Here is a 20,437-nt window from a genome sequence, read left to right on the forward strand (position 1 = left end):
TACTGCAATTGTATTTTTAAATAAAATTGTATAAAATTGAAACTGTTTACAAAATAAAAAGAGTACAAATATTTTATCAAGGATATATTGTTGCAAAATAAAACGGAGGTCAATTAATGATTCGAATTCTAGCAATTGCACCTTATCCCAATTTAAAAACGATCTTTGAAAAAGCTGCCCAAAAATTTGCTAATATTAAACTAGTAAGTTTTGTTGGCGATTTAGATAACGGCGTTAATTTAGTCCAAGATAAAGAAAGTCAATTTGATGTCATTATTTCTCGGGGTGGTACTGCCAAAGAAATTCGAAAAATTAGCCATTTACCAGTCATTGAAGTTGATATTTCAATTTTAGATATCTTGCGTAACATCACAATGGTTGAAAATTACACACAAAATTTTGTCTTTATTGGTTATGAAAACATTACAAAACAAGTCAAAATCTTATCAGAAATACTCAACAAAAAGATTGATATCATTACCATTGAAGACGGTCAAGAAGTTCCCGAAATTATTAAGAATGTCAAACAGAATAATTACAGTTTAATCATTGGCGATCGCGTCACAACAAGAATTGCTCAAGAAAATGAATTAAATGCGATCTTAATTGAATCTGGATTAGAAAGCGTTACCACTTCCATCAAAGAGGCAATAACCATTGGCAATATTTTTATTAACCAGGACCAAAGCAATAAGTATGAAAAAATCAGTTTAAAAGTTGCAGGTATTGCAGTTTTTATTTTTAATCAACAAGATAATTTAGTTTATACCAATAACAATCAACTACCCTTAAAAACAATTGTTAAACTAGTGCCGCAGTTATTGAAGCAAAAGTCTGAACATAATTTTACTTATAAAGAGTTAAACGGTGAACTATACTCCGTTGAAGCTTACGCCACAGAAATAAATCATATTATATTTTGTAAAAAAATTTCAGCTTCCAAACGTCAACAACATTTTATTCAAAAGAATCAACTCCTTGACGATACTAATATTCTAAAAAATAGTTCTATTTTAATCGGTAAAAAAATGAATAACTTAAAGAAATTGTTAACTTCGCACGCTAATTTATTTGTCTACGGTGAACAAGGAACTGGTAAAACCAGTATTAAAAAAATTGTCATGAATCAAAAAAAGTTTAAAAATTATTGGACTATTGATTTCAGTAAACCCCATTCTTTAAATGATTGGCAAAATCTCTTAAACGCCAGATCATCAATTATCTATGACATTAACACGGCCTTTTTTGTAGAAGGAATTACCGATACTACAGAAAATGAATTGTTGGACTTACTCTCAGTAATTCATGAAATGGGCAGTCGTACGAATCGGTGGTTTTTCTTTTTAACCATTAGTAAAAATAGTCAATTAGCGCTTAGATCTTTGCTTGATAGTTCTGATCTATTAGCTTTTGAAATCAGTCCTCTACGTGAAAGAAAGGCAGAATTAAGTTCAATCATTAGTCTTTATATTTATGAATTTAAAACACTGTATGATAAAAAGGTCATTGGTCTGGAACCTAGCGCTTTAACATTACTTGAAAATTTTAATTGGCCTGGCAATATCAAACAACTCAAAAAAAACAATTGCAGAATTAGTAGTTTTATCCAATAATGCCTTTATTTCCAAAAAAGACGTCGAACAATATATTGAGCAGGCTAAACGCATTGATAACCAGAGTAAAAGCATCCAGGATTACAATAGTATCCAAGAATTACACCATAAGAGTTTGGAAGAAATTAAACAATTAATCATTCGGCAACTACTAGCAGATAATCAAGGTAACAAAACCAAGACTGCTAATGAGTTACAAATTAGCCGCAGTACATTATGGCGCTACTTAAAATAATTGTTATCCCTAGTCTTTAACCATATCAATAACTGTCAGATTGGAGATCTCAAGTCACTAAATATTCTATTTATATTTTTACTACACTTAACTATGTAAAAAGAAAATGCTCATAAATTCTGAAAATTCACATGAACATTTTCTTCTTATTTATTTTTGACTTGTAATAATTTTTGCCCCGCCGTAACTGCTTGTTCATTAGTCAAAAACGTTAATTTATCAACAGCTGCCATATTAGAGATCACAGTAATTACTGTCGTTGCTTTATGGGCAGACTTAATTTTTTGCAAATTCATTGTTCCCAACTGTTGACCAGCCGTAACTTCTTCACCGACTTCTACAAAAAAATTAAACAACTTTCCTTGTAATTTAACAGTATCAATTCCGAGATGAATTAACAATTCTAATCCACTAGTAGTTTTAATCGTAAAAGCGTGCTGACTATCAGTAATACTAATAATCAATCCAGAAACTGGTGCCACAATCTTTGATTGACTTGGTTCAACTGCAAAACCATCACCTAATAATTTTTTAGCAAAGGCTTCATCGTCAACCTCTGCTAAGTTAATTAATTGTCCCGTCACTGGTGTCACAATTTCACTAACCGCATTGCGCACTGGCTTAGCCATGATTGCTTGTTTGACGACAGTTGCCATTCCAACGGTTGTTTGTTCTTCATTATTGCCCTGTTCATTGTACATTGTGCCTTGCGGCACGCCAAACAAATAGGTTATTAAAAAACCACTAAGATAGGCTGTTAAAAGTCCCGCAATATATTTTAACCACTGTCCACTATAAATTAATGGAATTAATGCAATTCCCGATGGACCAATTGAAGTTGCTCCCACATGAAACATACTTTCAACAGCACCACCAACACCACCACCAATACAGGCCGTAATGAAGGGGCGTCCTAAGGGGAGGGTTACCCCATACATTAAGGGCTCGCCAACACCTAAAATGCCGACTGGTAACGCTCCTTTAATCATATTAACTAGTGATTTATTTTTGTGGCAACGGATCCACAAAGCTAAGGCCGCCCCAACTTGACCCGCTCCCGCCATCGCAAAAATTGGTAATAATGGTGTCACACTAGTATGTTTAATCATTTCTAAATGAATTGGCGAAAAGATTTGATGTATACCTAACATCACCATTGGTAAAAAAGCTACTCCTAAAACAAAACCAGCTAGTGCGCCACCTACATCTAAGATCCAATTAATTGCTCCCACTAACGACGTTGATAACCAGCCAGCTGCTGGCATAATCAAAAAGATAGTTAAGCTTCCCATTACTAATAAAGTTAAAAAAGGGCTTAAAATAATATCTAAAAAATCAGGTACAATTTGATGACACCAGTGTTCAACGTGTGCTAATAACCAAACAGCCAGCAAAACACCAATAACTCCCCCAGATCCGGCAACTAAATCCTTGCCCGTAAAAATATTTGGTAAACTATCAGGTGCTAGCAAACCTGGCAAGTACATCAGCCCACCTAAAACTCCGCCTAAGCCTGGAGTAGCTCCGAATTCTTGGGCGGCATTGATCCCAATATAAATATTTAAATAAGTAAATAACCCACCATTAATGACACTAAATAAATTAATTAATGGTTTCCACTGCAGATTTAAAATTCCTACTGCTTGTAAATTAGTTAGAATACCAGCAATTCCTGACATCAACCCCGCACCCACAAAGACTGGAATTAATGGAATAAAAATCGCACTAATATGTTTTAAAATTTTTCGCCACCAAGTTAGTTTTAACTGTGATTGCTGTTCATCATGCAGTTTGTGAGCCTTATTTTGGACATTACTTTTACCAAAAGATTTATTCAACTTAACACCAGTTTGTTTGGTCATTGCCTTAGCAACCTTCCGCACAATTCCCGGTCCCAAAATAATCTGTAAGGTATCTTCTTGAACAACTCCCAAAACACCAGCAATCTGCTTCAAACCTTGAATATTAACTAAAGAGCTATCATCCACAGTTATTCTTAAACGGGTCATACATTGAATTAACTCAATAACATTGTCGCTACCGCCTATTTGATGATAAATGTTTTGCCCGAGGGTTTGGTACTTATTCTGATTCATAGTTACTTCCTTAAGAATTGCCGACTAAAATGATCAATAAATTGATTTTTCGTAATGCCCATGAAACACCAGTTAACAATTCATTTAAATTACGTTTCTACCTGATATTATTTTAACAAAACTAGTACTATTTTCAAAATAAGTTCCAACTTATAGAATAAAGCTATAAAGAACAGACACTTTTTTTAAATAAGTTGGAAAAGATTAAAAATAGTGGATTTTTATTTGACTTAGCAACTAAAATTCGTTACATTAGACATATAGAATGAAATTAAATTTCATAATTAAAGTCAATTAAAAGATATTAAGTTTCATTTATTTTAAAAGCTTCAATTTTTAAAGGGTGCGATCATTTTTGAAACCAACTGAACAACGTAATCAAAAAACTACTAATATTGATCAATTATCAACCCGTGAAATTTTAGAATTAATCAATCAAGAAGATCAAACGGTTCCCACTGTCATTAGCCAACCTATCGTCATGGATCAAATTGCTCGGGTCGTTGAAGCAGTTAAAAATTGTCTTGATCATGGTGGCCACGTTTTTTATGGTGGTGCTGGAACTAGTGGGCGCCTCGGTGTTTTAGACGCGGCTGAAACAGTTCCCACTTATGGCATTACTTCTGACATATTTCAAGCTGTAATAGCTGGCGGAACCAAAGCCGTAATTCAGGCCGTTGCAGGTGCTGAAGATGACGACAGATTAGGGCGTCAAGATTTAATTGCACATAATTTTAACTCACGTGATTTTTACCTGGGGATCGCTGCTTCTGGTCGAACACCTTATGTGATTGGTGGTTTAGATTATGCACATCAAATTGGCGCTCAAACCGGAGCCCTTTCTTGTAATCCAAATTCGCTTATCAGTGAGCATGCTGACTATCCGATTGAAGTCGTTACCGGTCCAGAAGTTATCACTGGTTCTACTAGAATGAAAGCTGGTACGGCACAAAAATTAGTGTTAAACATGATTTCAACCACAGCAATGATTGAATCAGGTAAAGTTTATGGCAATTTAATGGTTAATGTTAAACCGACTAATGAAAAATTAATTGATCGTGCTCGGAGAATCATTCGTGAAGCTACTGACTGTAATAAACAAACCGCTAGTGAAATGTTAATCGCAGCTGATCAACAACCACAAGTTGCGATTGTAATGATTTTAACCAAAACTTCCGCCCATCAGGCTCGTAAATTATTACAATCTAATAACGGGCGAATTGCCCAGACCATCCAATCTGTTTTATTAAATAAGGAGCAAAAAATATGAGTGTCCGAAATAATATTGATAGTATTTATCCTAGCCTTTCTAAAGCTGAAAAACGCTTAGCCGATTATTTAAAAGATAATTCTCAAACTGTATTAACCATGACTGTTCATCAATTTGCTCAAGCTGCACAAACTAGTCCAGCAACTGTCAGTCGTTTTGCACGCAATTTAAACTATGACAACTATAATCGTTTAAAACTACATTTAGCTTATGACTTATCTCAAAAAAATGATATGGATCAAGTAATTGAAACAGAAATTCAAGCTCACGAAAGCATTGATTCCATTAAATCTAAGCTCTTACATGATATTCAAAACTCTTTGACAGAAACTGCAGAACTAATTAAGACTTCTACCATGAAACAAGTTGTTAATATTCTTAAAGATACGCAACAAATGATGATCTTCGGCGTCGGCGCCTCTAATCTTGTGGCTCAAGATATTGCGCAAAAGTGGTCCCGCTTAGGCTTAGTAACCACTGTTAGCGATGATATTAATCAATTTTTACCATTAATTGTTAACGCCGTTCCGCAAAAAAGTTTATTGTGGCTCATTTCTAATTCCGGTGAATCACCTGAAGCCATTGATATTGCCCAATATGCTCAAGGACGACATATGCCGGTTATTACAATTACTTCTTTAGGAAAGAATCGTCTTTCTAAATACGCTGATGTTAGCATTCAAACTTCTAAACCTCATGAACCTCGTTTTCGAATCGCAGCCACAGATTCTTTACAAGTGCAATTATTATTAGTTAATATTATTTATTACGCCTATGTTAGTGATCATTTTGAATCAGCCAAATTAGGGGTTGAACGCTCGCGGGCAGCAATTGATAAGTACAAGCAAGCTACTAGACATAATTTAAAGATCGACTCAATCTGATTAAAGCTTTGTATTAATACCAATTTTTCCTAAAAAATCCTAGATAAGAGGCTGGGTCAAAAATCATTTAACAGTGGAATGAATTAGATTTCAAAAGAGCGCATTGACTTTGGAAACTTAATTCTGTTAGGTACAAACTGCTGACTTTTGAACACAATAATAAATTAAGACTCATTTAATTTGCGATAAAATACGAGTCTTAATCTTACTATCATAACCTCATTGTCTAGGATGTTTTTATATACATACAATCAATATTAAACCTGAAGCTATAAACTACTTTTTTGCTTATGCATGGAAAAATTTTCAGGATAAAAATTTGCTGGGATCAAGAAAACAAATTACAAAATAGATAAACAAAAACTGCGGTTACCACTAAACCAAGCTTTCGTCAACAAATAACTGACTAAGAAAGTCATTTAAAGTTATTACACAGCCTTTAACCGCATTTTGAAGACACTTTCTATTTTTATTTATTTAATAGGTAAATTTTCTCATTAAGTCTGCCACATCAGTATATAAAAAAAGATCTAGACCAAATTTCCTGTCCAAATCTTTTTATCAGAATTATCGGTTTTAGAACCGTTTCAAATATTGATCACGTTCCCATTGAGAAACCGTTTGACGATATGCTCCCCATTCTAATTCCCGTGAATCAATGAAACTTTTATACAAATGGTCTCCCATCGACTGTTTAACCACAGAATCTTTTTTCAAAGCTTTCACTGCATTGTGTAAAGTTGAAGGTAAATCAAAAATTTGATTTTCATGACGTTCTGCTTCAGTCATTTTATAAATATTGCGGTTAACTGGTGGTACTGGCAAAGTTTGTTTTTTAATTCCCGATAAACCACTGTATAAAATAGCCGCAATGGCTAAATAAGGATTAGCTGTCGGATCAACACTCCGCATTTCTAAACGCGTTCCATTTCCACGGGCCATTGGTACTCGAATTAATGGAGAACGATTTTTACCAGACCAAGCAACATAAACCGGAGCTTCAAAACCAGGAACTAGCCGTTTATAAGAATTAACAGTTGGGTTATTAATGGCGGTCAATGCTTGGGCATGTTCCATCAAACCACTCAAGAAATACATAGCTGTTTGAGATAATTTATTATCCGTCTTCTCATCATAAAATGCATTACCATCTTGATTAAACAGAGACATATTAATATGCATGCCTGAGCCGTTAATCCCTTCTAATGGCTTGGGCATAAAGGTTGCATGTAAACCATGCTTCCGAGCCACAGTGCGAACAACTAATTTAAAAGTTTGAATATTGTCAGCAGCTTCGATGGCATCAGCATACTTAAAGTCAATTTCATGTTGACCCGGAGCAACTTCATGGTGACTGGCTTCAACTTCAAACCCCATCTTTTCTAATTCAAGTACAATTTCACGTCGACAATTTTCACCCATATCAACGGGTTCAAAATCAAAATAGCCGCCGTTATCATTTAAGTTTAACGTCGGTTGTCCTTTTTCATCTAATTTAAATAAGAAAAATTCTGGCTCTGGTCCAATATTGAAGGCAGAAAAACCCATCTCATGCATTTCATTGACAATTCGCCGCAAATTGTTACGTGGATCACCAGCAAATTCTTCACCATCAGAAGTGTGAACATCACAAATTAAACGTGCTACTTTGCCGTGCTCTGAACCCCATGGGAAAACTAACCAGGTGTCTAAATCCGGATACAATAGCATATCACTTTCTTCAATGCGAACAAAACCGTCAATTGAAGAACCATCTAAGGTAGCTTTGTTGTCCAAGATCATATCTAATTGATCTACTGGCATTTCAACATTCTTAATAATACCGTTAATATCAGTAAACATTAACCGTAAAAATTCAACATGCTCATCTTTTGCCATTTGGCGAATATCTTGTGCTGTATATTTTTTTGATGCCATAAAACCAATCGTCTCCTTAATTAAAATGAATTATTCGAGTCTTGGTTATTCCACCGGCCAACTTGTAACATCTCATTAGATAAGATCTTACGGGCAGTTGAATCACTCATAGTCTCAGTAGCAGATAAGCTATAACTATTCGACTTTTTCTTAGTTAAGACTCGGACTACTTCATTCATAGTCATTCCTGAAGCTAAGTAGTCTTTAATTTCCAATAATTGATCAATATCATTCAATGAATATTGGCGTTGATTACCCGAACTGCGTTTAGGTGTCACTAAATGAAATTCTTCGTAATAACGCAACTGGCGGGGCGTTAAACCAGTTAATTTGGTAACCGTCCCCACTGTCAAAACTGCTAAATTGCGTCGAATAGTTTTCTCACTCATGCTTTACAACCTCGAACATAATGCCACCTTAACAAGGATTAAAAAACTTGTCAACAATTCATGTTAGCAAAGCTAACATGAAGTTCTATAAAATTTCAGCACAAGCATGCGTTACAGCAATTTTAGCATGCGCATAAGTCAAACCACCTTGTAAATAAATGGCATAAGGTGGGCGTAAAGGACCATCAGCCGATAATTCAATCGTTGAGCCCTCAACAAAAGTTCCCGCAGCCATCACAATTTGGTCCTCATAGCCATCCATATCACTAGCAATCGGCTCGACGAAAGAATCAATTGGTGAATACTTTTGAATAGCCTTGGCAAATTGAATCATTTTTTCAGGACTGCCCAAAATAATCGTTTGAATCAAGTCTGTTCGTGGTTCATTAAAACGGGGCGTAACTTGAAAACCTAGCTCTTCTAACAACCCCGCAGCAAAAATAGCTCCTTTAATCGCATTACCAGTTGCTTGAGGAGCCAAGAAAAAGCCCTCAATCATGCCGCGCAAATTATTCCCCGTGGCCCCTTCGTGCCGGCCAATTCCAGGAGCAGTTAAGCGAATGGCACTTCGTTCAATTAAATCTTCCCGTCCCGCTAAATAACCACCTGTTGTTGCTAAACCGGCACCAGCATTTTTAAATAGTGAACCTGCTATTAGGTCAGCTCCCACTTGAGTCGGTTCAATTTCTTCAGAAAATTCACCATAACAATTATCAACAAAAATAATTGTTTGCGGAGACTTTTGCTTCACAAAATCAATCATTGTTTTAATTTCTGATACTAAAAAACTAGGCCGTGGATCATACCCGCGTGAACGCTGAATCGCTACTACATCAGGGTGAAAAGTAGTCATTTTTTGTGCTACCGCTGGAAAATCAACTTTGCCTTGCGCATTTAATTCTACATAGTCAAACTCAACACCATATTCTTTTAAGCTACCAATTCCATTACCAGTTAAGCCCACAACTTCTTGCAAGGTATCATATGGCTTACCAGTAATGTAAAGTAACTTCTGTCCTGGCTTTAAACACCCGAATAGCCCAACTGCTAACGTATGAGTTCCCGAGACAAATTGGGGGCGCACTAACGCTGCTGGTGCTTGAAACACTTGTGCATAAACCGCATCTAAAACTTCACGTCCTTCATCATTATGGCCATAACCAGTTGATCCAAACAAATGACTTTCTGCTACTTGCTGATCCTGAAACGCTTGTAAAACTTTAGCTTGATTATTTTCCATGCGTTGATCAATAACTTCTAAATAAGGTTTAATACGCTGATCAACAACTTTCACAGCCGTTTGAATGTTTTGTGGTAATTTATCTAACCAATTCACTATTATTCCTCCAAAAAATGTTGTACTACTTGGAAAATCAGATTCTTTTGTACAGGATTTTGTAACAAATCATACCATTGAATTGTCATTTGGTGCCGAAAATAAGTTAACTGGCGTTTGGCAAAACGTCGAGAATTGCGCTTAATTAGATTAATCGCTTCTAACTTGGTGTTTTTTTTCTGAAAATAAGTAAACCATTCCTTATAACCAATCGCTGCTTGCGCTTGTGGCACCTGATCTTTTTGCTGAAATAACCAGTTAGCTTCCTGTTCCAATCCTTGTTGCACCATCAAATCAACACGCTCATTAATTCTTTGATATAGTAAATCACGCTGCGTTGTTAAACCTAAAATCAAAAATTCAGTTACTGGTAACTCCTGTTTTTGTTGACTAAATTTTTGACCAGTTAAATCAATAACTTCCAGCGCGCGAATAACTCGTCGAATATTATTCGGTGCAATTTTTTGTGCCGCTACTGCGTCTTTTTGATATAAAATTTTCCAAATAGCAAAAAAACCCTGCTGCTGTGCTAATTTTTCATAATACTTTCGTCGGTTCTGAGAACAATCTCGACTAGTTGAACCACCCAATTGAAGGTTTTGCGTCAAAGATTTAATGTAAAAGCCGGTTCCGCCAACAATCAATGGCACATGCTGCCGTCTAGTAATTTGTTTAATTAATTTTTGCGCGGCTTGTTGAAATTCATAAGTTGTATAACTTTCATTAACATTACGAATATCAATTAAATGATGAAGAATTCCTTGTCGCTGTTCGGGCAAAATTTTGGCAGTTCCTATATCTAGGTGACGATAAATTTGCATAGAATCTCCCGAAATCACTTCACCATTAAATTTTTGGGCTATTTCCAAACTCAAATCAGTCTTACCAACAGCGGTTGGTCCAACAATCACAATTGCTTTTTGAATCATTTAAGCTCCTTTAACAAAATTAATCAGGATTTTAGTTGAAATTACAGTCTACTTTGTTAATAATTAAAGTAATTAAGGAGGTAAATTCAATGAAAAGAAAAGGTCTGATCCCAGGTATTTTGATTGGTACTCTAGCTACTGCTGGAGCAGTTGTTGGTTCTGCATTAACTTATCATCAAAAAGTAGTTCAACCAGTTGACAAAGAAGCAGAACGAATTGCTACTAACCGTCGAAAAGCTAACCGTAAGGCGCATTCAGCACATATTAACTAATGAAATAAAGAGGCTGGCACAAAAATTATTTCGTAGTTGAGCACTTCATGGTCTTAAATCTCAAAGTCTGAACTTGACTAAGAAAATTTCAGACTGTTCAACACAATACTTGGTTCCAGCCTCAGTTTTACATAATAAAAATTACTTACAAATTCCCAACAACTATCATCCCAAAATATTAAAGTCATGAAACAAAATAAAAGAATTCATCATGTCTTTAAAGGAACGTGTTTTATTGCTCGTTTTCAAAAATTTTGGGAAAAAGCTTACTATTCTTTCTTCTTACGGGAAAATAATTTTATAATCTAGTAGTTTTTTTCGTTTTACCGTTCCACTCATTAAAACCGTGTTTTAACCATTTAATGTCTTTAAATCCTTGTTTTTTCAACTTTAAAGCAGCACGAATACTCAAAGTACTACCTTGTTCATACAAATATACTGGTAAATCTGGTCTTAACTCAGACGTTAATATTTTTAATTGAGTATAAGGTAAATTCCGTGCTCCTAAAATATGACCAGAATCAAAATATTTTTTCTCGCGTAAATCAATTAGTTGCGCCTTACGCATTGTTTTTTCAAACTGTTCTTCTTCTAAAGCTCCACCTAATTGCTTAGCTCGGAACCAATAATATAACCAAGAAATTCCATAGTACAAAGCAATCACAATGATAACTAAAATTAATGCATTTACAAATGACACGTTTACACCTCTCAAATAATTATGGTTGAACAATTAATGATGCAGCACCAATTACTCCCGCCTCGTTGCCTAAAGTTGCCAAGCGCAATGATGTCGTTTTTTTAACAGCTGGAAAAACCGAGCGATTATAAGCAACCTGTACTTGATCCAACAAATATGGGCCAGCATTGGATACTCCACCACCAATAATAATATACTTGGGATTTAAAGTCATTGCAACATTGGCCAGTGCTAAACCCAATTGGTTGGTTACTTCTTGGACAACCCTTTGAGCTAACGGATCAGCTTGCTGTGCCAAATCAAAAACATCTTTTGAAGAAATAGTTTGACCGTCATCAATCAATGCTTTTAATTGTGCTGATCCTACATATTCTTGAGACAATTTTTGCGCCACGCGTACAATTCCGGTTGCTGAAGCCACAGTTTCCAGACATCCTTTTTTACCACAGGTACAAGTAAAACCATTAGGATCAATCGTCAAATGCCCAATTTCACCAGCGGCACCACCAATTCCATGAACAATTTGATCATTAACGATAATACCGCCACCAACACCAGTTCCTAATGTAACAAACGCTACATTAGCGGCATTATCACCAGCTCCTTGCCAACGCTCTCCTAATGCAGCTACATTAGCATCGTTTTCGACAATAACTTGCATCCCAGTTGCTTGTTCTAATTTAGTTTTTAAGGGCATTGGTCGATCCCAATTTAAATTAAAAGCACTGCTGACATTACCAGTGAGATAATCGACACTTCCAGGTGTTCCAATCCCGATCCCTAAAAATTGTTTAGGCGTCATTTGATACATTTCTAAATGTTCATTAATTGAATCACTAATACTTGGAATAATGTTATTGCCATCATTCAAAATATCGGTTTTAATACTCCAACGTTGCTGAATTTCGCCCGCGGCCGTTAAGATTGCAAATTTAATCGTTGTACCGCCTAAATCCACACCAATTATTTTTTGATCTAACATTTTTCTTTATTCTCCTCAATCTGATGTTCTCGTTTTAAAACTAATTTGCAGGTAATAAATGTTGGCTGATCAATAACTTGTTCTTGATAAAGTCGATCTAATTCAATCGCCATCAATTCAATATCCCAAATTCTTTTGCCAACATAAACGTAAATGCCAAAGCGCTTTAATACTTGTTGGACATCATAAAGTGTTTTAATATTGGTTTCTTTCATCCACGTTGAACTCCTATATAAACTAAAATAAGCGCCAAAATCACAAATAGAAAGCCACTGCAGTTCCTTTTAACAGTTGAGAACGTTGAGACTTGATGAGGAATAGGAACGCTCAGCGCCAATAAAATGCCACCGATCACTCCACCGATATGTCCCCATAAATCAATTTGTCCAATAAATAAATCACTGACTAAATTCAAGATAATTAAAACAATGAATTGCCGTGACCACGCCATAATTGCAGGATTATTTTTAAACAGAAAACCTAAAGTTGCAAAAACACCGAACAAGCCAAACAAGGCAGTACTAGCTCCTGCTGCAATAGCTAATTGATTGCCAAATGCAAAACCCAATAAATTACCAGCTATTCCACTCAGTAAATAAATAATTAAAAAACGCATTGAACCGTACAATGCTTCTAATTGTATTCCAACAAAATAAAGTGTTAATGAATTAATAATTAAATGAGACCACCCAATATGGACAAACATTGGTGTGATTAAGCGCCACCATTGCCCTTGAGTAATTAACTCATTAACTCGTGCACCGACTGCTACTAGCGTTTGAGTATTAAAGCTACCACCATGTGATATTTCCCATAAAAATACCAGAATTTGTAGTCCTAATAAAATGTAAGTTATCCATGGATATTGTCGCAAGTACCGTTTAATTATAACCACCTCAACTATTGATGAAAACTAATAATAGTTTAGCATAGAATATCTTAATTAGCTTAGTTATCCTCGGCTGTAAAATTATTTTCTTATCCAAAAAGCGATTTCATTTTTTTGACAAGAAAAAACGGTTCTATGTAAAGCAGTGTTGATAATTAATTTTTTAGCTAACTAGATTAGTAATTGGTCTAGTTAGTTTTTTTGTTTACTTTTCAGTCGTCATTTTTTAATTCTAAGCTATTTTTGGGTATCTTAAAGGTACCCAAGCTGTTGGGCTTTTAAAAATTATTTAATTGTTATCGTTAAATCTGTAAAGTGGGTAAACATTCCAGTTTAATGCGTAAGCGGAAATTATCCCAATTGCGAAAACCATAACTAGTTCGTTTGATTTTCTTGATCTTACTATTCAGACCTTCGATAGCACCATTATTGTACTCATAGCGACAGCTATTTAAAACGGCTGTTAAATGCTTACGCAATGATTTAATTGTTTGGTCCATCTCATTATGCAGAGGTCGATAGTCATTCAAAATAGTTTTCAAAAGATGAGCATTTCGCGTTTTCACAGCGGTTAATAGCTGTTGGTAAACTTCATAAGCAGCTTGAAACTGACAGTCTAAGGCTAAACCAATATGCAATAAATTGACTTGCGTGTCATAATAACCAACTTTGGTTTGATAATTCATTTTTTTAGCTTCCAAATTTTCAAAATTAGTTAAAAACAGCCGCCAATAACCTTTTAAGATCCAATAGTCACGACTCCTGTGGACACAGCCTTCCATTACCCGTTTACGAATGGAGTTCAGTGACCGATTAGCCATTTGTACTAGATGAAAACGATCAAGGATGATTTCTGCGTTCGGGAATAGTTTGGGAATAAAATTAATATAGGCAGCATTCAAATCAACGACAATGGTCTGCACTTGTTGCCGATTTTCTAAAGAAAACCGTTCAAAATAGTGTTTCAGATCTTTAGTTAATCTGGTGGGTAAGGTATCTAATAAACGGTGACTTTTGGCATCCATCAAGATAAAACTATAATTCTTTAAAGCTTTAAATTCATCAAACAAAAGATGTTTAGGTAAACGATAAGTTGGATAGCCCAACAATCGCTGATAGTTTTGGTTTAAGACATTTTGCACAGTGGTGGCTGAAACACTATATCTTTGGGCAATATCTTTGAGTGACTGATTCTTGCGTGCAGCCAGGGTTACACAACGATAAACATTTAGGGCAATATGACAATGTGGTTTGACAATATCAGTTTGCGCGACTGTTGTGGAATGACATTGTCGACATAAAAATCGTTGTTTCTTTAGAACTAGATATGATAATTGACAGTGATTGTCTGGTAGTAAAATACGAACTTTTATAGTTCCATACTTAACTATGTTTCCAGTAAAACCACAATTAGGACAACGTTTTAGAGGATAAGATAAAGTAGCATGAAACACCAAAGCACTCTTACCATTAATAAATTGACGCTTAACAGATTCAAAATTAATGTTTTGATCTTTAATTCCAAGAATTAAACTGGTAGAATAATTGTCTAAGGGCATTGTTTTTTCCTTCTTTCAATAGGTTTAGACGACTAAATTGTAACATAGGGAGGCAATGTTCTTTTTTGTATTCCAAAATAAATTGGTATACATAAAAAAGTGCCGATTAAATCACTCATCAACACTCAATATTATAGAACCGAAAAAACAACAGGTTTAACCTGTTGTTTATTACTTAGTTTCGCGATGTAATGTTGTCTTACGTTCACGAGGGCAATATTTTTTTAATTCCAAACGATCAGGATTATTCCGCTTATTTTTGCTAGTTAAATAATTGCGTTCGTGACATTCAGTACATTCAAGTGTAATATTTACGCGCATAATTCATGAACTCCTTTGTCTACATTTTGCTATACGACCATATTATGATACCACTAGAAGAGTGATTTGACCAGTATTTACTGAGAATCTTTTGCACTGGTTCCAAAATAATCGGTTACCATATTCCGCACCAAATCTAAATTATATTCACCTTTTTCACTACTTAAATTGGGGAAAACTACCGCAAAAGCTATTTTAGGATTATCAGCTGGAGCATAGCCAACCATACTCAAAGTAATTGTCTGTGGTGGATTGGGATTATTAGGATGATCAGCATCATAGTAGAAAGACTGCGCCGTTCCGGTTTTAGCAGCGATGGCCGGAGTAACATTGCCTAGCGGCTTAGCCGTTGTCCAGCCACCATGACCATGAACAACATTATAAAATCCGGTTTGTACAACATTTAGTTGACTGCTAGTAAAGCCAACACGGTTTAAAGCCTGTGGTTGCGTTGTGTGAACTGTTGCACCTTTAGAGCCATCACGATTCGTTTTTTGAATGGAACCCACTACGTAAGGCCGCATTCGATAGCCACCATTAGCAATGGTTGAAACATATTGAACCATCTGCATTAAAGTATAAGCATCATAGTTTCCATAAGATTCGTCTAATGCCGAACCAACTTTGACTAAACCAGCAGATTTACTAGGTCCCTCAATGCCACTAGCTTCCCCTGGCAAATCAATTCCAGTTTTTACACCCAAACCAAATTGATTAAAATTAGCCCGCATTTTTTGAAAAATATCTTGGTCAATATGAATATAACTATTAGGTACATATTTAGCATGACCTTCACGCATTGTCAAGCGCATCATATAAATGTTCGATGAAACTTCCAAAGCCTGTTCGGCACCTAAAGCCCCAAAAGTCCCAACGGGATAAACAGATTTTTTAACGGGGGTACTAGGTAAATAAATGGGATCATCGGATAAAACATTATTTTCCGGAGTAATAGCACCACTCATCAAGCCACCTAACACCGTCGCCCCTTTAACTGCAGACCCCATTACAAAAGTTCGATTAATCACTCCCAAAGAGTCATCAGATAACTTATCCGTTTTAGGATTATAGTGAACACCAGACATTGATAAAATTGCCCCAGTCTTCGGGTTCATGGCAACAGCATAGGCACCATCCGAATATTGAGCTACACCATTAGCCTGAGCAGCTGCAAAAGTGTTTCTTAAAGCAGCATCAACTTTTTTTTGATAATCAGCATCAATTGTTAAATTTAAATTATCGCCCTTAGAGCCACTATATTTTTGGATAGAATCAGTTAATTTATTATTTGGACTAACAGAAATTTGGGTTTGAGATTTACTACCCTTTAAAATTGGTTCATATTCTTGTTCCAAATAACTAGTTCCAACGCGATCATTACGTGAGTAACCTTGTGCTAATAATTCATTGACACGATTATCAGGCAAACCTTGCTTTTGAGTAGATACCCGTCCAATAATACTAGTCATTGAATCACCCATTGGATATGAGCGCTGTGAGTCAATTCCCACTTGCACACCAGGTAATTCAATCTGGTGTTCACTAACCTCAGCCACTTCTTTCGGGGTCGCATTGTAACTTTTAATATAAACCGTTGAATACTGATACGCTGCACTCATTCTTTGAAAAATACTAGCTGCCTGTTCTTGAGCCGGTGTTAAAGTTAAATGCATTTTTTTAACATAACTAACCGCTTTATTATACTGGTGTGTTTGAGTTTGTGACTGAACTTCATCGTCAGTTAAACCTTTATTAACTATCTTCAAAACACGATCATAGTTTTTAGTATTTGCCAAATAATAATCAGCTTTATCACGAGCAGTCAATTTAACGTCATCAATTGTAATGAATTTTTGTAAGCGATTAGCAATTTGTAACATATCAGCTGTTTTAGCAGCTGAACTTCTAGTATAAGTAATGGCACTGCTGGCTTGATTATCGACAATTAAGCGCCCTTTAGAATCATAAATCAAGCCCCGCGGAACATCACCACTAATAATTGTTTTATCTGAACGTTCTACTTCCGCCTGAAATTTATTTCCATTTAATAATTGTAAATAGGCCAACTGGCCAATTAATAAAGCAAATAATGCAAAAACAATCGCTAATAAAACATTTAATCGAAAAGGTAAAATCGATTGCGTTGTTTTTGATTGATTTAAACGTTGAAAAAATTTCAAAATGCAGTTCTCCTCAAATTTGATCTCAATAATTAATTATAACAAAAAATGTAATAAAAAAGCAGCTTACTTAACATCTGTTTGTTAGTAAACTACTCTTAAGCTTCAGCCACAAAAGTATAAATCGGACTATCCGATTGGGAATCGTAGTCAATTTGTAAATCTAAGTCTTTAAAAAACCAAACATCATTATCAGTAAAGAAATATGCAATACCATCTTGTTGAAGTTCATAATATTCGTTGTGCGGTTTTTCCTTAATAAAAGAAAGCGAAAAACCATTATGAACATTGGTTTTACCATAAACCTTGCCGTAAAAATGCAAACCATCTCCCGGTTTTAGATCTAAATTGTCACAATACCACTGATGGGCTTGCGGAGTTACTGTAAACTTCATATTCATCACCAATTATATAGTAACTCATGTAAGCGATTAATGCTAGTAATTAATTCTCCACCGCTGTAATTTTTACCACAAAAGAACCGCCCGGAGTTTCAATGGTCACATTATCGCCAACTTTTTTACCTAACAATGACTTAGCGATTGGTGAATCATTACTTATTTTACCCTGCATTGGATCAGATTCCGCAGCCCCTACAATTTGATAAGTTTCTGCTTCCTCACCATCTTCTTGAAAAGTGACTGTCTTACCTACAGAAACCTCATTTTCATCTACTTGACTAACGTCAACAACATCAGCATATTGCAACATCGTATTAATTTCAGAAATTCTTGATTCAACGACACTTTGTTCGTCTTTAGCAGATGAGTATTCCGAATTTTCTGATAAATCACCAAAGCCGCGTGCAATCTTAATTCGTTCAATAATTTCCGGACGCTTCTTTAATTTTAAGTCTTCCAATTCTTGTTCTAATTTTTCTTTACCTTCAGCCGTCATAGGATATCTTTGTTCAGCCACAATTAACACCTCATTTAAGATTAACTTTAGACAACATTAACGTTGTTGTCGTTTTTGATGCAATAAATATTTAATTTTGGAAGTTAATAAATCAATCGCTACTTCGTTAGCGCCACCCTCAGGAATAATCACGTTCGCAAATCTTTTAGTCGGTTCAATAAATTGTTGATACATCGGACGAACATGATCTAGATACTGTTCAAAAACTGTTTCTAGTGTATAACCTCGTTCCTCAACATCCCGTTTGATCCGCCGAATTAAGCGCAGATCATCGTCAGTATCAACAAAAACTTTAATATCCATTAAATCACGTAACTTTTCTTCGTATAACGTTAAGATACCTTCTAAAACAATTACATCTGCCGGTTCTTGGTGTCTTGTTTGATTAGTTCGATTACTATCAACAAAATCATAAATCGGTACTTCAATACTTTGAAAAGCCCGTAACTTTTTGAGATCTGCTACTAACAGATCAGTATCAAATGAGAACGGATGATCAAAATTTTGTTGCTTACGTTGTTCATATGGTAAATCCAACTTTTTATAGTATGAATCCATCTGTAAAAGGGCAATTGATTCCTGAGGCAACTCCTTAATTAAACGTTGCGCAATTGTTGTCTTACCACTTCCAGAACCACCACTAACCCCAATAATTAAAGGCTTATTAACTACAGTCATTTTTTCTCCTTATCAAAAGGGACTGACTTTGTGTCAGTCCACTAGATTATTGACCAATTTTTGAATTAGTATCTAAATGTTGTGAGTAACTTGTTGAATAGTACACTTTACCAGTCTTCAAATTAGCCACAAAATAAAGATACCCTTTGTCTCGATCAGCCGGATTTAAAACTGCCTGAATCGAACCTAAACTTGGTGAGTTAAATGGACCTGGTCCAAATCCCTTATTTTTATAAAGGTTATAAGGCGATTTTACACTCGTATCTTTATTTGTCAAACTATGCTTATGTTTATTTAAAGCATACATAACAGAAATATCAGACTGTAATGGCATATCAGCACCTAAACGGTTAAAGAAAACACCCGAAATTTTGCGCCGATCGGTATTAGTAACCCCTTCACGTTCAATTAAAGAAGCTAAAGTTAACATTTGCTGTACAGTTAAGTTTTTCTCTTTAATTTGATCGTAATAAGGTGCCAATTCTTGATCAGTTTTACCGACCATTTGCGTCACTAGTTTTCGTAAAGTTAATCCGGAATAATAAGGGTATGTGGCTGGGAATAAATAACCCTCTAAATGATAACGCACATGTTTAGATTCCAGCGAAGAAGTTAATAGTTTCGGATATTTTTGCTGCAATTGCTTCATAAAAGATTGATCTTTCATCAAATTTAAAAATTGCTTTTTCGAATAAGGCGTCTTCTTAGCAATAACCGTCCCAATTTGTTCGATGGTTACTCCTTCACGAACCAAAACGTTGGAACCTGGTTGACCTACTTGCTCTAAACTACCACCCTTTTGTAATCTGGCTACAATTTGAGTTAACGTCATTGAAGGTTTAAACGTGTAATAACCAGCTTGAAAGTCAGTGTAATTATGCGACTTAACATAATAGTTAAAAACCGTTGCACTACGAATAATATGTTTATCTTGCAGTTTAGAAGCAATTTGCTTATTAGATGAACCAATCGGAATTTTAACTTCCACAGCTTGATGATTTTTATTATTATATGGTTGTAGTGATTCTTGAACATAATTATAGCCCAAAACTCCAAAAGTTAAAATTAAAATTGCCAAAATACCTACAATCCAATACACAATATGATTAACCACTCGCTGTTCCGATTCCCGAGTTTTTTTTCTTTGCTTAATTAATTCTTGTTCGTCGTTCGATTGACTACGATTGTTATCTGAATTAGCCAAAAATGGTTCCTCCAACATTTAATCTCAACAGTTAATTATACACAACTTTTTCTTAAATGTTGTTT

Annotated in this window: 21 protein-coding genes; 5 read left to right on the forward strand and 16 right to left on the reverse strand. The window is 35.3% G+C overall.

The window, feature by feature from the left end; translation table 11 throughout:
* Nucleotides 1-116: 116 nt before the first annotated feature.
* Complete coding sequence (locus tag AC3B7A_RS01365; protein ID WP_489755969.1) at nt 117-1,613, forward strand: PrpR N-terminal domain-containing protein; 1,497 nt, start codon at nt 117-119, stop codon at nt 1,611-1,613.
* Nucleotides 1,537-1,848: a helix-turn-helix domain-containing protein gene (locus tag AC3B7A_RS01370; RefSeq protein ID WP_489755970.1), complete on the forward strand. Its 312-nt coding sequence runs from the start codon at nt 1,537-1,539 to the stop codon at nt 1,846-1,848. Before AC3B7A_RS01365 ends, AC3B7A_RS01370 begins: the two co-directional genes overlap by 77 nt.
* Before the next feature lie 146 nt (nt 1,849-1,994).
* Here AC3B7A_RS01370 and AC3B7A_RS01375 read toward each other — a convergent pair whose 3' ends face one another.
* Nucleotides 1,995-3,944: a glucose PTS transporter subunit IIA gene (locus tag AC3B7A_RS01375; RefSeq protein ID WP_489755971.1), complete on the reverse strand. Its 1,950-nt coding sequence runs from the start codon at nt 3,942-3,944 to the stop codon at nt 1,995-1,997.
* A gap of 355 nt (nt 3,945-4,299) precedes the next feature.
* Between AC3B7A_RS01375 and murQ the strand changes: the two genes are divergently transcribed.
* Together murQ and AC3B7A_RS01385 are read left to right on the forward strand one after the other, a co-directional pair.
* Nucleotides 4,300-5,214 (forward strand): N-acetylmuramic acid 6-phosphate etherase, encoded by a 915-nt coding sequence (murQ, locus tag AC3B7A_RS01380; protein WP_489755972.1) that lies wholly within the window; start codon nt 4,300-4,302, stop codon nt 5,212-5,214.
* Nucleotides 5,211-6,098 (forward strand): MurR/RpiR family transcriptional regulator, encoded by an 888-nt coding sequence (locus tag AC3B7A_RS01385; RefSeq protein ID WP_489755973.1) that lies wholly within the window; start codon nt 5,211-5,213, stop codon nt 6,096-6,098. Before murQ ends, AC3B7A_RS01385 begins: the two co-directional genes overlap by 4 nt.
* 576 nt (nt 6,099-6,674) lie before the next feature.
* Here AC3B7A_RS01385 and AC3B7A_RS01390 read toward each other — a convergent pair.
* The 4 genes from AC3B7A_RS01390 to miaA all read right to left on the reverse strand — a co-directional run bounded on the left by AC3B7A_RS01390 (nt 6,675) and on the right by miaA (nt 10,669).
* Nucleotides 6,675-8,015 (reverse strand): glutamine synthetase family protein, encoded by a 1,341-nt coding sequence (locus AC3B7A_RS01390; RefSeq protein WP_489755974.1) that lies wholly within the window; start codon nt 8,013-8,015, stop codon nt 6,675-6,677.
* Nucleotides 8,016-8,035: 20 nt separating this feature from the next.
* On the reverse strand, nt 8,036-8,404 hold the full coding sequence (locus AC3B7A_RS01395; protein ID WP_489755975.1) for a MerR family transcriptional regulator: 369 nt from the start codon (nt 8,402-8,404) through the stop codon (nt 8,036-8,038).
* 85 nt (nt 8,405-8,489) lie between these two features.
* Nucleotides 8,490-9,743 (reverse strand): methionine gamma-lyase family protein, encoded by a 1,254-nt coding sequence (locus tag AC3B7A_RS01400; RefSeq protein WP_489756517.1) that lies wholly within the window; start codon nt 9,741-9,743, stop codon nt 8,490-8,492.
* Nucleotides 9,743-10,669 (reverse strand): tRNA (adenosine(37)-N6)-dimethylallyltransferase MiaA, encoded by a 927-nt coding sequence (miaA, locus tag AC3B7A_RS01405; protein WP_489755976.1) that lies wholly within the window; start codon nt 10,667-10,669, stop codon nt 9,743-9,745. The genes AC3B7A_RS01400 and miaA overlap by 1 nt, the downstream gene beginning before the upstream one ends.
* Nucleotides 10,670-10,758: 89 nt before the next feature.
* On the opposite strand from miaA, the gene AC3B7A_RS01410 reads away from it, so the two are divergent.
* Nucleotides 10,759-10,941, forward strand: a complete 183-nt coding sequence (locus tag AC3B7A_RS01410) for a DUF3042 family protein (RefSeq protein ID WP_489755977.1) — start codon at nt 10,759-10,761, stop codon at nt 10,939-10,941.
* 298 nt (nt 10,942-11,239) lie between these two features.
* Here AC3B7A_RS01410 and AC3B7A_RS01415 read toward each other — a convergent pair whose 3' ends face one another.
* The 11 genes from AC3B7A_RS01415 to mltG all read right to left on the reverse strand — a co-directional run bounded on the left by AC3B7A_RS01415 (nt 11,240) and on the right by mltG (nt 20,372).
* Nucleotides 11,240-11,641 carry a rhodanese-like domain-containing protein gene (locus AC3B7A_RS01415; protein WP_489755978.1) on the reverse strand — a complete coding sequence of 134 codons (402 nt, stop codon included), beginning with the start codon at nt 11,639-11,641 and terminating at the stop codon, nt 11,240-11,242.
* Between the two features lie 19 nt (nt 11,642-11,660).
* Nucleotides 11,661-12,623, reverse strand: coding sequence for an ROK family glucokinase (locus tag AC3B7A_RS01420; protein WP_489755979.1), 963 nt, complete (start codon nt 12,621-12,623; stop codon nt 11,661-11,663).
* On the reverse strand, nt 12,617-12,823 hold the full coding sequence (locus AC3B7A_RS01425) for a YqgQ family protein (protein WP_489756518.1): 207 nt from the start codon (nt 12,821-12,823) through the stop codon (nt 12,617-12,619). The genes AC3B7A_RS01420 and AC3B7A_RS01425 overlap by 7 nt, the downstream gene beginning before the upstream one ends.
* 11 nt (nt 12,824-12,834) lie before the next feature.
* A complete protein-coding gene (locus AC3B7A_RS01430) occupies nt 12,835-13,497 on the reverse strand; it encodes a rhomboid family intramembrane serine protease (RefSeq protein ID WP_489755980.1) in 663 nt (220 codons plus the stop codon).
* Nucleotides 13,498-13,814: 317 nt separating this feature from the next.
* Nucleotides 13,815-15,071: an ISL3 family transposase gene (locus tag AC3B7A_RS01435; protein WP_489755255.1), complete on the reverse strand. Its 1,257-nt coding sequence runs from the start codon at nt 15,069-15,071 to the stop codon at nt 13,815-13,817.
* A 171-nt stretch (nt 15,072-15,242) separates the two neighbouring features.
* Nucleotides 15,243-15,392, reverse strand: coding sequence for a 50S ribosomal protein L33 (gene rpmG / locus AC3B7A_RS01440; protein WP_249514839.1), 150 nt, complete (start codon nt 15,390-15,392; stop codon nt 15,243-15,245).
* Nucleotides 15,393-15,469: 77 nt separating this feature from the next.
* Complete coding sequence (locus AC3B7A_RS01445) at nt 15,470-17,572, reverse strand: peptidoglycan D,D-transpeptidase FtsI family protein (RefSeq protein WP_489755981.1); 2,103 nt, start codon at nt 17,570-17,572, stop codon at nt 15,470-15,472.
* A 98-nt stretch (nt 17,573-17,670) separates the two neighbouring features.
* Nucleotides 17,671-17,967, reverse strand: coding sequence for a HesB/YadR/YfhF family protein (locus AC3B7A_RS01450; protein WP_489755982.1), 297 nt, complete (start codon nt 17,965-17,967; stop codon nt 17,671-17,673).
* Nucleotides 17,968-18,016: 49 nt separating this feature from the next.
* The gene (gene greA, locus AC3B7A_RS01455) at nt 18,017-18,490 is read right to left on the reverse strand and encodes a transcription elongation factor GreA (protein ID WP_489755983.1); all 474 of its coding nucleotides are present in this window, start codon (nt 18,488-18,490) and stop codon (nt 18,017-18,019) included.
* A 36-nt stretch (nt 18,491-18,526) separates the two neighbouring features.
* The gene (gene udk, locus AC3B7A_RS01460; RefSeq protein ID WP_489755984.1) at nt 18,527-19,168 is read right to left on the reverse strand and encodes a uridine kinase; all 642 of its coding nucleotides are present in this window, start codon (nt 19,166-19,168) and stop codon (nt 18,527-18,529) included.
* Nucleotides 19,169-19,214: 46 nt separating this feature from the next.
* Nucleotides 19,215-20,372 (reverse strand): endolytic transglycosylase MltG, encoded by a 1,158-nt coding sequence (gene mltG, locus AC3B7A_RS01465; protein WP_489755985.1) that lies wholly within the window; start codon nt 20,370-20,372, stop codon nt 19,215-19,217.
* Between the last annotated feature and the right edge of the window lie 65 nt (nt 20,373-20,437).

The sequence above is a fragment of the Bombilactobacillus sp. ESL1202 genome, assembly GCF_058107125.1.